Here is a 13,774-nt window from a genome sequence, read left to right on the forward strand (position 1 = left end):
GGACCCTATGAACGGTGTCAACGACATGGCTGTCGGTCCGGGTGGCTTCGTGCCGCCGAACCCGGGCGGCGGCAACAACGGCAGTGGTGGCAACAATGGCGGCATTGGAGGCATTGGCAATGGCGACGCGACGGGCATGTCCCCGGCATCGCGCGGCCTCGGCCAGCAGCCCCAGTCATTCACCGCATGGCATGACGCGCGGCGTCCGCATGCAGGCGACACGGCGCTCGCGGGCAACAACCCGCTCGTGGCGGCGGCCAATCCGCTGCTCGACCTGATTCCGCAGATTCGCGCCACGGGCCACCACGACGCGCCTGCGCAGTTGCGCGAGCACCTGGTCGACGAGGTCAGGCGATTCGAAACACGCGCGCAGCAAAGCGGCATTGCGCCCGAGGTGATCATCGGCGCGCGCTACTGCCTGTGCACTGCCGTCGATGAGGCCGCCGCGCTCACGCCGTGGGGCGGCAGCATCTGGTCGTCGCAGAGCCTGCTCGTGATGTTCCACAACGAGACCTGGGGCGGCGAAAAGTTCTTCCAGCTGCTGTCGCGCCTGGTGCAGAACCCGCAGCAGCATCTGCAGCTCATCGAGCTCATCTACTTCTGCCTGGCGATGGGTTTCGAAGGGCGTTTCCGCGTCATCGACAACGGCCGCACGCAGCTCGAAACGCTCAAGCAGCGGCTGCTGCAGATCATTCGGCAAACGCGCGGAGAAATTGCCGTGCCGCTGTCTCCGCACTGGCAGGACGCAACCGCGCCGGTGCGGCGCACGCGCAACTGGCTGCCGCTGTGGGCCGTGGGCGCCGTGGCGGCGGTGCTGCTGGTGCTGGTGTTCGGTGTGCTCACCTTCAGCCTGGCCGGCCGCTCCGACGGTGCGTTCTCGGCCGTGAACGCGGTGCGCCTGCCGCAGACCGCGCGTGCCGTGGCCTTGCCCGCGCCGCAGCCGCGCCTGCAGCGCTTTCTGGAACCCGAAATCCGCGACGGCCTGCTGACGGTGCGCGACGAGGCCGACCGCAGCGTGGTGGTGCTGCGCGGCGATGGCCTGTTCGCATCGGGTTCCGACCGCGTGCTCGACCGCTATGCGCCTGTGCTCGCGCGCGTGGCCGACGCGCTCAATTCCGTGGAAGGCAACGTGCTGATCAGCGGCTTCAGCGACGACCAGCCGATTCGCAGCGTGCGCTTTCCGTCCAACTGGCAGCTTTCGCAGGCGCGCGCCGATGCCGTCAAGAAAATGATTGCGAGCCGCGTGACCCGGCCTGAGCGCCTGCGCGCCGAAGGCCGCGGCGATGCCGATCCGCTGGTGCCCAACGATTCGCCGGCCAACCGCGCGCGCAACCGGCGGGTGGAAGTGACGCTGCTCGTGGCGCCCGTGGCGGCGGCCAACGCCACCACCGCGCCGCAGGGAGGAGCCCGCTGATGCTGCGCGCGATTTTCCGTTTTCTCGTGAGCCGCGACCTGTGGGTCTTTTTCGGTCTGCTGGCTCTCGCGTTCCTGATCTGGGTCATCGGGCCCGTCATTGCGGTGGGCCGCTACCGGCCCTTCGAAAGCGAGTTCGTCCGCATCGTGGTCATCGCGCTGATGTTCACGATCTGGATTGCGCGGGTGCTCTACCGCAAGTGGCGCGAGCGGCGCCTCAACGCACAACTGCTCAACCAGCTGCGCACCCCCACCGCGAAGGAAAAGGCTGCCAAGCCCGAGGACGCACCCGAGATCAAGGAGCTGCAAAGCGGCTTCACCGATGCCACGGCCATACTGAAGAACATGCGCTTCGGCTCGGGTGCCGAAGGCAAGGCCGCGGGCCGCTTCTCGGTGTTCGACCGGCAGTACCTGTACCAGCTGCCCTGGTACATCTTCATCGGCGCACCGGGCTCGGGCAAGACCACTGCGCTGGTCAACTCCGACCTCGACTTTCCGCTGGCCGACCAGCTCGGCAAGGCCGCGGTGCGCGGCATTGGCGGCACGCGCAACTGCGACTGGTGGTTCACCAACGAGGCGGTGCTGATCGACACCGCGGGGCGCTACACCACGCACGAGAGCAACCGCGAGACCGACGAGAGCGAGTGGAAGGGTTTTCTCGATCTGCTGAAGAAGTTCCGCCCGCGCCAGCCGATCAACGGCGCAATCCTCACCATCAGCATTGCCGACCTGCCGCTGGCCGACGACGCGCAGCGCGCGCGCCACGCCATGGCGCTGCGCAAGCGGCTGCTCGAACTGCGCAACGACCTGGGCATCAACTTTCCGGTGTACGTGCTGGTTACCAAGACCGACTTGCTGGCCGGCTTCAACGAGTACTTCGGCTCGCTGGGCCGGGCCGAGCGCTCGCAGGTGTGGGGCTTTACCTTCCCCATCGATGCCAACCCGGCCGACCCTGCCAAGGCCGACCTGCGCGAGCGCTTTCACCAGGAATACAAGCTGCTGCACCAGCGCCTGGATGAGCGCCTGCCCGAACTGCTGGCGGCCGAGCCCGACCAGATGCGCCGCGCGCAGGCCTACCTGCTGCCGCAGCAATTCGCGAGCTTCGAGGACATCCTGGGCACCTTCCTGGCCGACGTGTTCAACCCCTCCAAGTTCGAAGTCGCGCCGATGCTGCGCGGCGTGTACTTCACCAGCGGCACGCAGGAGGGCACGGCCTTCGACCGCGTGATGGGCGCCATCAAGCGCTACCTGCAGGTCAACGCGCCGCCGGCGCCGCCGCCGGGCCCGGGCAAGAGCTACTTCTTGAAGGAGCTGCTGCAGCAGGTGATCTTCCGCGACGCGGGCGTGGCCGGAACCAACCTGCGCTGGTACCGGCGCAAGCGTGCCATCGACCTGGCCGGCTACAGCCTCATCGGCGTGCTGCTGGTGGTGTTGCTGGGCGCGTGCGTGAACAGCTGGCGCAACAACACCGACTACGTGGCCGAGGTCGACAACAACGCCAAGGCCTTCAACAAGGCCGCGGCGCGGGGCGAGTTGCCGACCGTGGTCGACTCCAACAGCGACATCGCCAGCTCGCTGCTGGTGCTCGACAGATTGCGCGACCTGCCCAAGTCGAGCCACTTCGACATCGGCGATCCGCCGGTGAGCTACCGCTTCGGCCTATATCAGGGCGAGAAGCTGCAGGCGGCGACCGACGGCGTCTACCAGCGCGCACTTGAAAGCGTGCTGTTGCCGCAGGCCGCCCAGCGCGTGGAGCAGGCGCTGCGCGAAGCCTCGAAGACCGATGCCGAATACAGCTACGAGGCGCTCAAGGCCTACCTCATGCTGTACGACGCCGAACGCTACGACGCCGACTTTCTGCAGGCGTGGCTGCTCACCGACGTGGACCGCAAGATAGGCGCGGCTCTTACGCGCGAGCAGCGCGCCAACCTCGAGACGCATCTGCAGGCGCTGTTTGCGGGGCGCGTGGTGACTTCGCCCTTTGCCAAGGACGACCGGCTCGTGGTGCAGACGCGCGACCGCCTAGCCGGCGTGCCGCTGGCGCAGCGCGCTTATGCGCGGCTGCGGCGCATCCTGCTGCAGACCAGTCCGCCCAACGCCTTCAGCATTGCGGAGGCGGGCGGGGCCGAGTCGGCGCTGGTCATCAAGCGCGCCAGCGGCAAGCCGCTGACCGATGGCATTCCGACGCTCTTCACCTATCGCGGCTACTGGGACATCTTCGACAAGCGCATGGCCGAGACCACGCTCGCGCTCGAGCAGGAAGACCGCTGGGTGCTGCAGATCCGTGCACCGGGCATGACGGACATCACCTCGCGCGAGCTGCTGCTGCGCGAGGTGCGCAGGCTCTATCTCACCGACTACATCCGCATCTGGGACGAGTACCTGGCCGACATTCGCCTGGCCGACAGCCGCTCGCTGCTGCAAAGCATCCAGATGACGCGCGTCCTCTCGACCTCCGAGTCGCCGATGTCGCGCCTCATTCGCGGCGCAGCGCGCGAGACCGACCTGCTGCGCAACCACGACGAGGCCGCGCGCAGCCTGCTCGACCAGGCGCAGAACCGCGTGGCCAGCACGCGCGAGCGCATCGAGCAGCTCATCGGCCAGCCCGACGGCAGCCAGCGCCGCAACACGGCGCCGGACCGGCCGGAGTCGCTGGTGGACAACCACTTTGCGCCGCTTCGCCGCATGGTGACCGCGCCCAAGGCCGGCGGGCAGGCCCCCATCGACGCGACCGCGGCGCTCATCAACGAGCTCTACACCTTCCTTACCGCCACCGACACCGCCTTGCGCAGCGGCAACATTCCGCCGTCCGGCGATGCGGTCACCAAGGTGCAGGCCGAAGCGGGCCGGCTGCCGGTGCCGTTCCAGGGCATGCTGAACGATCTTTCGGCCACCGCGTCGTCCAAGGCCGCGGCCGTGACGCGGCAGAACATCGGGCAGAGCGCGGCGGCCACCATCGGCCAGTTCTGCAACCAGGCCATTGCGGGGCGCTATCCGTTTTCGCGCGGCTCCAACCGCGATGTGGCGGCCGGCGACTTTGCGCAGCTGTTTTCGCCGGGCGGCATGATGGACGACTTCTTCCAGAAGAACCTCGCCTCGCAGGTCGACACTTCCGTCAACCCGTGGGCCTTCAAGAAGGGTGTGGACGGCAGCTCGCCGGGGCGCTCGTCGTATCTCGATTCGTTCCAGAGGGCGCAGGCGATCCGCGACGTGTTCTTTACCGGTATGGCCGGCGGCCGCACGCCGTCGTTCACCATCGACATCCGGCCCGAGGACATGGACGCCGCGCTCACCCAGTTCACGCTCGACATCGACGGACAGACGGTGCGCTACGCGCACGGCCCGCAGGCGCCCAGCACCGTGAAGTGGCCCGGCCCGCGCAACAGCAACCAGGTGCGGCTGCAGGTAACCACCGCCAACGGCACGCCGGCCGGCGGCATCGTCACCGAAGGGCCGTGGGCGCTGCACCGGCTTTTCGACAAGGCCTCGGTCTCGGCCGGCAGGTCGCCCGAGTCGTTCAACGCGACCTTCGACATGCAGGGCAAGAAGGTGGTGCTCGCAGTGACCGCGAACAGCGTCTACAACCCGCTGCGCCTCAGCCAGATGAGCGGTTTCTCATGCCCGGGAAAGTCGTGACATGAACAGCGGCTTTCCCTCGTCGCATGCGTGGGTGCCGGCCGACGAGCAGATCGGCTGGTACGGCAAGCTGCCAGCGGCCGGCGACTTTCTCTACCGCCGCATGCCGCGCGAGCTGCAGGCCTGGTGGGACCGCTGGATGCAGAACGGCCTCGGTTCCTTCAAGCGCTGGCCCGACGCGATGACGCGACACTACGTCGTCGCGCCGGTCTGGAACTTTGCGATTCCGGCCACCCAGGGCGTGGACGCGGTGCAGTTCGGCTGCATTGCGCCAAGCTGCGATCGCGTGGGGCGCTATTACCCCGTGTGCGTCACGCTGCAGGTGGCCGCATCGAGCTACCGGCCCTCCATGCTCGAAGGCTCGGCCGCCTGGTACTGGCAATGCGGCACCGCCTTGCTTCAGGCCATTCGCCATAGCGTGGCGCCCGACCAGTTCGACCAGCAGGTGCTGGCCGCGGCGCACGGCGGGTTCCAGACCGCGAGCGGCGGCTCGGACGACATCCTGTCGATCCTCGGGGCCGCAGCCGGAGGCGCCGGCGCGGCGGCCCAGCAGCGCCTGGGCTGGCCCGAACTTCCGCTGTGCTTCGATGCCTTCGGAAGCACCAGCTACTGGTGGACCAACCAGGCGGACGGCTCGCCGCTTCGCACCGCCGCCCACGGCGGGGGCCTGAACACGCCATTGTTTTCGAAGTTGTTTTCACAGGGGCATGTGCCATGGGCATGACTGAACAGACCCCCGCCGCGGGAGGAGATGCATGACGACCAACGCCAGCAGGAATGCCAGCAGCAGCGCGCCGGCCGATTCGCAAGAGCGGCCGCATCCGCTGGGCACGGGCCACAGGCTGGACGAGTTCGAGCTGCTCGAAGTGATCGGCGAAGGCGGCTTCGGCATCGTCTACCGCGCGTACGACCACTCGCTGCAGCGCGAAGTGGCCATCAAGGAATACATGCCTTCGATGCTGGCGCGCCGCGTGGGCGACGACAGCGTGCACGTGCGTTCCGACCGGCTCACCGCCACCTTCCAGGCGGGCCTGCGCAGCTTCATCAACGAGGCGCGCACGCTCGCGCAGTTCAGCCATCCGGCGCTGGTGCGGGTGCATCGCTTCTGGGAGGCGAACAGCACCGCCTACATGGCCATCCAGCTGTATCGCGGCCGCACGCTGCGCCGCCTGGCCGAGGAGGAGCCATCGAAGATTTCCGAAGCATGGCTGCTCGGGATGCTGGGACCGCTGCTCGGCGCGCTCGAAACGCTGCACCGCAGCCAGTGCTTTCACCGCGACATCGCGCCCGACAACATCTTCATCCAGCAGGACGACCTGCCGGTGCTGCTCGACTTCGGCGCGGCGCGCAAGTCGATTGCCGACCTGGTCGACGAAGTGGCGGTGATGGTGAAGTCGGGCTACTCGCCCATCGAGCAGTACGCCGACGACAACACGCTGCTGCAGGGCGCATGGACCGATCTGTATGCGCTGGGCGCCGTGCTGTACCGCGCGGTCACCGGGCATCCGCCGCCCTCGGCCGTGGTGCGCAGCGTGCAGGACGCGTATGTGCCCCTGTCGTCGCTGGGCCGTAACGACCTGAGCCCGGCGTTCTGCGCCGCCGTCGACCACACGCTGGCAGTGCACAGCAAGGACCGCACGCAAACCGTGGCGGCGTTCGCGGCCGAGCTGGGCCTGGCCAAGCTCGGCGATACCTATGTGAGCGGGCTGGCGGTGCCGGCCGTCGTTGTTCCTCCACCTGCGAAGGCTGCGCCCGCGGTGGTGCCGCAGCCGCAGAGAGCTGCGCCCGCACCGGCACCCGCCGTTGTGAAGGAGGCCGCTGCATTGGCCGGCACGGCACGCGCCGAAACCGCCTCGCCCGAACCGGTCAAGCCCAGGCCATCTCAGCCCGAGGCCGGCCCGGAGAGGGCTCCGGCTCCTCCACCCAAGACCGCCGCCCCCGCGCGTGCGGCACCGGTCGCTGCCAAGCCGCCGCCTTCGCCCGCCAGGAAATCGTCGCAGCCGCCATGGAAGCTGGTCGGCGTGCTGGTGATCGCGCTGCTGGCCGTCGGCGCCTGGATCGGCCTGCACCTGAGCTCCGGCCGGCAGGAAACATCGACCGCCATGGTGCCGGTGCCTCCGCCTTCGGGACCGATGTCTGCCGACGCGCCACCTCCGGCCGTGCCGCCGGGCGAAAGCGCACCGGGTGGCAACGTGGCGGCAGCGCCCGCCGGCGCCACTCCGCCGGCGCCTGCGGCCAGCGCGCCGGCCGGTTCGCTGACGCCGCTGGACAACGTGCCGGTGATTGCGCCCGCACCTGCGGCACCCCCCACCGCGGCCGTGCCGCCCACGGCCACTACCCCGACCACACCGGCCACGCCGGTCACACCGCCGGAGCCCGCTCTCGCCACCTCTGAAGTCGAAGACTGGAACCTGGCCCAGGCCGAGAACACGCGCGAAGGCTACGAGGCCTACCTGCGCCGGTACCGCCGCGGGTTGCATGCACGCGAGGCGCGCAACGCCATTGCCGAGCTGAACCGGCTCTCGCCCACCGTGCCCGCAGCCCCCGGCACCACGCCGACCAATGCCGTGCCCACCGTGGTGGCCGGCGGCGCCACGCCGCCCACGCAGCCGGCTGCTCCGCCCGGCAATGGGCGCGTGGTGCTCAACATCCGTCCCTGGGGCCAGGTGTTCGTCGACGGCGCCGACCGCGGTGTGAGCCCGCCGCTCAAGTCGTTGTCATTGCGCCCGGGCATCTACAACATCGAAGTGCGCAACGGCGATCTGGATGTGTACAGGCAGCGCGTGACCGTGCAGGACAGCCGCTCGGCGCCCGTGGTCAGCCACGAGTTCAAGTAGGAGCGCCCGGCACCCGGCGCCAGCGCTGCGCGCCGACCAGCGCCAGCACCGCAACAACGCTGGCCGCCAGCAGCATCCAAAGGCCAAGCGTGTAGCCGGTGCCCGGCTGCCACAGCACTCCGAGCATCAAGGGTGCCAGCGCGCGGGCGATGGCGCTCGGCAAGCCCAGTGCGCCGTTGAGCGTGGCCACATGGTCGCGGTTCACGTATTGCGCGATCGCGGTGCCCTTCACGATGGTGAGCATGCCGTTGCCCATGCCATAGAAAAACACGAACAGCAGCGCCGCGCCCGGGCTGCCCGCACCCGCGAGCAACGCAAGAAGGCCGAGCGGAATCAGGCAGGGAATCAGCCGGTTCGCCAGATGCAGGTCGAAGTGGTGCTCGAAGAAGTACAGCAGCGCCCGCCCCAGCACCTGCACCAGCCCGATGCTCGCGGGCACGGCAATGGCCCACGACTCGCTCAGCCCCGCACCGCGCAGCAGGCTCACCATGTGCGGCGGCAGCGCGGCCGTGACAGCCATCAGCAACACGGTGAAAACGCCCACCAGCAGGAACGGCGCTGTGCGCATGTAGTGGCTTGCGGGCGCCACAGCCGCCGCCGCGCCTGCGCGTGGCCACCCGGCTTTCGAACCTGCTGCGGGATGGGGCGCATGCCGCAGCACCCGCGCATGCAGCGGCACACAGATGAAAAGATGGATGGCCGCGAGCACCCATAGCGCATGCCGCCAGCCGAGCTCCGCAATGAGCCAGGCCACGACCGGAATGAACACCGTGCTCGCCAGCCCGCCGAGAAAAGTCAGCGTGATGATCGCGCGGCGAAAGGCGTTGGGAAAGCGCCGTGTGACGATGGAGAACGCGGGGCTGTAGAGCGTGGCCGCAAGCCCTGCGCCGAGCAGCGTCCACGCCGCGTAGAAGCCAAGGGCGCTGTGCACCACGCTGTGCAGCAGCAGGCCGGCCACGATGACCAGCGAGCCGCCCGTCATCACCGCCCGCTCATGGCCGCGGTCGATCCAGCGGCCCACCGGCCACGCCAAGGCGCCTTCGGCCAGCAGCGCGAGGCTGAAGGCCAGCGACGACTGCGCCCGGCTCAGACCCAACTCGCGCTCGACCGGCTCCATCAGCAGCGCGAAGCCGTAGAAAACGCTGCCCCAGGTGATGAGCTGGCCGAGCGACAGCCACCCGACCATGCGGCGGTTGTAGGGCGTTGGGTCGGGTGTATTCACTGCTGGAGAGTCAGTTTCGCAAACCCCGACGGTACTGCACCGCCTCCGCCACATGCACGGCCTGCACCGATTCGGCGCCGGCCAGGTCGGCCACCGTGCGCGCCACCTTGAGGGCGCGATGCGTGCTGCGCGCCGACCAGCCGAGCTTGGCTGCGGCGTTGACCATGAACTTGCGCGCAGCCTCGTCCAATGCGGCATGCTGGTCGATGGCGCCGGCCTGCAGTGCCTGGTTGGGGCCGCCCTGGCGCTGCAGCGCCAGGTTGCGCGCGGCGACCACGCGGGCGCGGATGCTGCCGGTCGCCTCGCCGGCCGGCGCACCGAGCAGCTGCTGCGCCGACACCGCGGGTACTTCGATGTGCAGGTCGATGCGGTCGAGCAGCGGGCCGCTGAGCTTGCTCTGGTAGCGGGAGACCTGGTCGGGCGTGCAGCGGCAGGCCTTCAACGCCGAGCCCTGGTAGCCGCAAGGGCAGGGGTTCATGGCCGCAATGAGCTGGAAGCGCGCGGGAAACTCGGCGCGCCTGGCGGCCCGCGCGATGGTGATGGTGCCGGTTTCGAGCGGCTCGCGCAGCGCCTCGAGGGCGGACCTTGCGAACTCCGGAAATTCGTCGAGAAAGAGCACGCCGTGGTGCGCCTGCGAGATTTCGCCCGGCCGCGGAGGGGAGCCGCCGCCCACCAGCGCCACGGCGCTGGACGTGTGGTGCGGCGAAGAAGTCGGCCGGCTCATCCAACGCTCGGTCGAGAAGCTGCCGCCCAGGCTGGCGACCGCCGCGGTCTCCAGCGCCTCGTCGATGCTCATCGGCGGCAGCAGGCCGGCAAAGCGCTGCGCCAGCATCGACTTGCCCGAGCCCGGCTCGCCGACCATCAGCAGGCTGTGCCCGCCGGCGGCGGCGATTTCGAGCGCACGCTTGGCGCTCGCATGGCCTTTCACATCCGCCAGGTCGGCATACAGGGGCGCGGCCCCGGCCGCCGCGGCGTGGATGCGGGCCCAGCCATCCGCGCCGGGCGGCTCGGCTGGGTCGGCCTGCTGCGCGGCGGCGCCTTCGGGCATGAAGCGCTGCACCACGTCCAGCAGGTGCCTGGCGCCGTACACCTCGCCGCCGGGCACCAGCGCGGCTTCCCTGGCGCTTTCGGTAGGCAAAACCAGGCGTGTCGCGATGCCGCGGGTGTGCAGCGCAAGCGCCATGGCCAGCGCGCCGCGCACGGGCCGAAGCTCGCCTGAAAGGGAAAGCTCGCCGGCAAACTCGTGCCCTGCCAGGCCGGCGGACTGTATTTGCCCGCTGGCAGCCAGGATGCCGAGCGCAATCGGCAGATCGAACCGGCCGGAGTCCTTGGGCAGGTCTGCCGGCGCCAGGTTGACTGTGATCCGTTTGTTATTTGGAAACTCGAGGCCAGCGTTCTGGATGGCCGAACGCACGCGTTCGCGTGCTTCCTTGACTTCGGTTTCGGCCAGTCCGACCAGCGTAAAACTGGGCAGGCCGTTCGCCAGATGCACCTCGACCGTGACACTGGCCGCTTCCAGCCCAAGCAAAGCGCGGCTTTGCACCAAAGACAAGCTCATTCTTATTACTCTCCCCATTATGGTGCGCCCGTTTTTGGTCGGGCTTGTGCACCGCGGCGCCCGGAGGGGCGTCGCACCTGAACACTCTTGTAACTTTTCAAGCGGATTGCGGATGACGGGCGGCCGCTGCGCGGCTGGAAGAACGAGCACTTTGGCACGCTCCCTGCTACGAGACGGTGTCCCCCAACTATCCAACCAACTCCGAGGAGTCTCGATGATGCACCGTAAATTCGCCCAGGCAGTGGCCGTGGCCGGTCTTGCAGCCCTGCCGATGCTGGCGAGCGCCCAGCTCTCGGGGAATGTGGCCCTGACCAGCAACTACAAGTTCCGCGGCCAGGACCAGGACATGATCGGGAACAACGACTACGCCAAGACCAAGGGCTTCAAGCCCGCCATCCAGGGCGGCTTCGACTACGCCTTCGGCGAAAGCGGCTTCTATGTGGGCAACTGGAACTCCAGCGTCAACTGGCTCCAGGGCAACAGCATCGAGAGCGACCTCTACGGCGGCTACAAGTTCAAGGCCGGCCCGTTCGACCTGGACGTGGGCGCGCTGACCTACATCTACCCGGGCAACTCCATCGGCAACACCACCGAGCTGTACGGCGCGGGCACCTGGGCCGACGAAGCCATCGGCTCGTTCACCCTGAAGTACTCGCACACGGTTTCCAAGGACTACTTCGGCTACGCCGGCTACAAGTCGGGCTCGGGCCTGAAGGGCCGCAACACCGGCTACCTGAACCTGGCCTACAGCAAGGAGATCGTGCCCAAGCTCACGCTGAAGGCGGCCGTGGGCTACACGCACATGTCCAGCGACATCCGCAGCCTGGGCTACAAGAGCTACGTGGACTACAACGTGGGCGTGTCGTATGACTTCGGCAACGGCCTGGCACTGGCCGGCTCGGTGCAGGGCGCCAACAAGAAGAGCTCTTACCTCGCGCTGAGCAACCCGGGCGTGGACCTCGGCTTCGGCCCGATCGGCGAGCAGTACTACTCGCCCAACAAGGCGCGCTTCATCGTTACGCTCAGCAAGACGCTGTAAGCAGGCACAAGAACAAGGTGCGGCCCAAGCTGCCGCACCATTCATCCATCCAAGAAGGAGAAAGTCATCATGAAGCTGGTCACAGCCATCATCAAACCGTTCAAGCTCGACGAAGTGCGTGAAGCACTGTCGGCCATCGGCGTGCAGGGCATCACGGTCACGGAGGTCAAGGGTTTCGGTCGCCAGAAGGGCCACACCGAGCTGTACCGCGGCGCCGAATACGTTGTCGACTTCCTGCCCAAGGTCAAGATCGAAGCGGCGGTGTCCGACGACCTCGTCGACCGCGTGATCGAAGCCGTCGAAGGCGCTGCCCGCACCGGCAAGATCGGTGACGGCAAGATTTTTGTCTACAACCTCGAGCAGGTCGTTCGCATCCGCACCGGTGAAACCGGCCGAGAAGCCCTCTGATCAGCCCGGAAAAAAACAACCATGAAAAAACTGCTTGTTTCTCTTGCGCTCGGCTTGAGCGTGCTCGCTGCCGGCACCGCCTCCTTCGCACAGGCGCCGGCGGCTGAAGCGCCGGCTGCCACGGCACCGGCTGCAACCGCCCCGGCTCCCGCTGCAGCCCCCGCGGCCGCGGCACCTGCCGCCGCGCCCGCTGCTGCGGCCGAAGCAGCGCCTGCCGCGGCTCCCGCCCCTTCGTTCAACAAGGGTGACACCAGCTGGATGATGCTGTCCACGCTGCTCGTCATCATGATGACCATTCCTGGCCTGGCCCTGTTCTACGGCGGCCTGGTGCGCAGCAAGAACATGCTGTCGGTGCTGATGCAGGTGATGGTCACCTTCTCGCTGATCGTCGTGCTGTGGCTCATCTATGGCTACAGCCTCGCGTTCACCGAGGGGAATGCCTTCATCGGCGGCTTCGACCGGCTCTTCATGAAGGGCGTGTTCGATCCGGCCACCGGCGTGTTCGCACCGGGCGCCACCTTCAGCAAGGGTGTGTATATCCCCGAGCTGCTGTTCGCCGCCTTCCAGGCTACGTTCGCCGGCATCACCTGCTGCCTGATCGTGGGTGCCTTCGCAGAGCGCGCCAAGTTCTCGGCCGTGCTGCTGTTCATGGTGATCTGGTTCACCTTCAGCTATGCGCCGCTGGCCCACATGGTCTGGTTCTGGCTCGGCCCTGACGCCTACACCGCCGCCAGCGTGGTGGATGCCAACAACGCCAAGGCCGGCCTGATCTGGCAATGGGGCGCGCTCGACTTCGCGGGCGGCACCGTGGTGCACATCAATGCAGCCGTTGCAGGCCTGGTTGGCGCCTATGTCATCGGCAAGCGCGTCGGCTACGGCAAGGAAGCCTTCACGCCGCACTCGCTCACGCTCACCATGGTCGGCGCCTCGCTGCTGTGGGTCGGCTGGTTCGGCTTCAACGCAGGTTCGGCCCTCGAAGCCGGCACCAGCGCCGTGCTCGCCTTCATGAACACCTTCACCGCCACGGCAGCCGCCGTGCTCGCATGGTGCATCGGTGAAGCGCTGATGCGCGGCAAGGCCTCGATGCTGGGCGCCGCTTCGGGCGCCGTTGCAGGCCTGGTGGCCATCACCCCGGCCGCCGGCAACGTCGGCCTGATGGGCGCCATCATCATCGGCTTCATCGCCGGCTTCGCCTGCCTCTGGGGCGTCAACGGCCTCAAGAAGCTGCTCGGCGCGGACGACTCGCTCGACGTGTTCGGCGTACACGGTGTCGGCGGTATCGTCGGCGCGCTGCTCACCGGCGTGTTCAACACCCAGGCTCTCGGCGGCCCCGGCCTCGTGGGCGACTGGGTCACGGCCAGCGTGGTGTCCAACGGCATCGGCGCACAGGTCTGGATCCAGCTCAAGGGCGTTCTGCTGACCATCGTCTGGTCGGGCGTGGTGGCGTTCATCGCCTTCAAGATTGCCGACCTCACCATCGGCCTGCGTGTGTCGGAAGAAGAAGAGCGCGAAGGCCTCGACATCTCCTCGCACGGCGAGACCGCATACAACAGGTAACCCCCCCAGTCTTCGCGCACTTCGTGTCGCTTCGCCAACCCCCCTGCTGGGGGGCAACACCAGAGGCCCGGCAAAGCCGGTTCCTCGGTGTTCCACGAAGGGGG

9 protein-coding genes are annotated in these 13,774 nt (G+C 68.0%); 7 read left to right on the plus strand and 2 right to left on the minus strand.

Features of this window, described 5'->3' with window-relative positions:
* The first annotated feature begins 7 nt into the window (after nucleotides 1-7).
* The 4 genes from GOQ09_RS01105 to GOQ09_RS26470 are packed head-to-tail and all read left to right on the plus strand — an operon-like array spanning nucleotide 8 to nucleotide 7,886.
* A complete protein-coding gene (locus GOQ09_RS01105) occupies nucleotides 8-1,414 on the plus strand; it encodes a DotU family type VI secretion system protein (RefSeq protein WP_157611344.1) in 1,407 nt (468 codons plus the stop codon).
* Complete coding sequence (tssM, locus tag GOQ09_RS01110; protein WP_157611346.1) at nucleotides 1,414-5,049, plus strand: type VI secretion system membrane subunit TssM; 3,636 nt, start codon at nucleotides 1,414-1,416, stop codon at nucleotides 5,047-5,049. The genes GOQ09_RS01105 and tssM overlap by 1 nt, the downstream gene beginning before the upstream one ends.
* A 1-nt stretch (nucleotide 5,050) precedes the next feature.
* On the plus strand, nucleotides 5,051-5,773 hold the full coding sequence (gene tagF / locus GOQ09_RS01115) for a type VI secretion system-associated protein TagF (protein ID WP_157611348.1): 723 nt from the start codon (nucleotides 5,051-5,053) through the stop codon (nucleotides 5,771-5,773).
* Between the two features lie 31 nt (nucleotides 5,774-5,804).
* A complete protein-coding gene (locus GOQ09_RS26470; RefSeq protein ID WP_157611350.1) occupies nucleotides 5,805-7,886 on the plus strand; it encodes a serine/threonine-protein kinase in 2,082 nt (693 codons plus the stop codon).
* Here the strand turns inward: GOQ09_RS26470 and GOQ09_RS01125 are convergent.
* Together GOQ09_RS01125 and GOQ09_RS01130 are read right to left on the minus strand one after the other, a co-directional pair.
* Entirely contained in the window at nucleotides 7,879-9,108 is a 1,230-nt protein-coding gene (locus GOQ09_RS01125; RefSeq protein ID WP_242630956.1) for an MFS transporter, read from the minus strand. The genes GOQ09_RS26470 and GOQ09_RS01125 overlap by 8 nt on opposite strands.
* A gap of 10 nt (nucleotides 9,109-9,118) precedes the next feature.
* The gene (locus tag GOQ09_RS01130; RefSeq protein WP_157611354.1) at nucleotides 9,119-10,666 is read right to left on the minus strand and encodes a YifB family Mg chelatase-like AAA ATPase; all 1,548 of its coding nucleotides are present in this window, start codon (nucleotides 10,664-10,666) and stop codon (nucleotides 9,119-9,121) included.
* Between the two features lie 214 nt (nucleotides 10,667-10,880).
* On the opposite strand from GOQ09_RS01130, the gene GOQ09_RS01135 reads away from it, so the two are divergent.
* The 3 genes from GOQ09_RS01135 (at nucleotide 10,881) to GOQ09_RS01145 (ending at nucleotide 13,670) form a co-directional block, all read left to right on the plus strand.
* Nucleotides 10,881-11,705 (plus strand): TorF family putative porin, encoded by an 825-nt coding sequence (locus GOQ09_RS01135; protein WP_157611356.1) that lies wholly within the window; start codon nucleotides 10,881-10,883, stop codon nucleotides 11,703-11,705.
* A gap of 69 nt (nucleotides 11,706-11,774) precedes the next feature.
* Nucleotides 11,775-12,113 carry a P-II family nitrogen regulator gene (glnK, locus tag GOQ09_RS01140; RefSeq protein ID WP_007833403.1) on the plus strand — a complete coding sequence of 113 codons (339 nt, stop codon included), beginning with the start codon at nucleotides 11,775-11,777 and terminating at the stop codon, nucleotides 12,111-12,113.
* Between the two features lie 21 nt (nucleotides 12,114-12,134).
* Nucleotides 12,135-13,670: an ammonium transporter gene (locus tag GOQ09_RS01145; RefSeq protein ID WP_278189364.1), complete on the plus strand. Its 1,536-nt coding sequence runs from the start codon at nucleotides 12,135-12,137 to the stop codon at nucleotides 13,668-13,670.
* The last annotated feature ends 104 nt before the right edge of the window (nucleotides 13,671-13,774 follow it).

It is taken from the genome of Variovorax paradoxus (assembly GCF_009755665.1).
GTDB lineage: Bacteria > Pseudomonadota > Gammaproteobacteria > Burkholderiales > Burkholderiaceae_C > Variovorax > Variovorax paradoxus_G.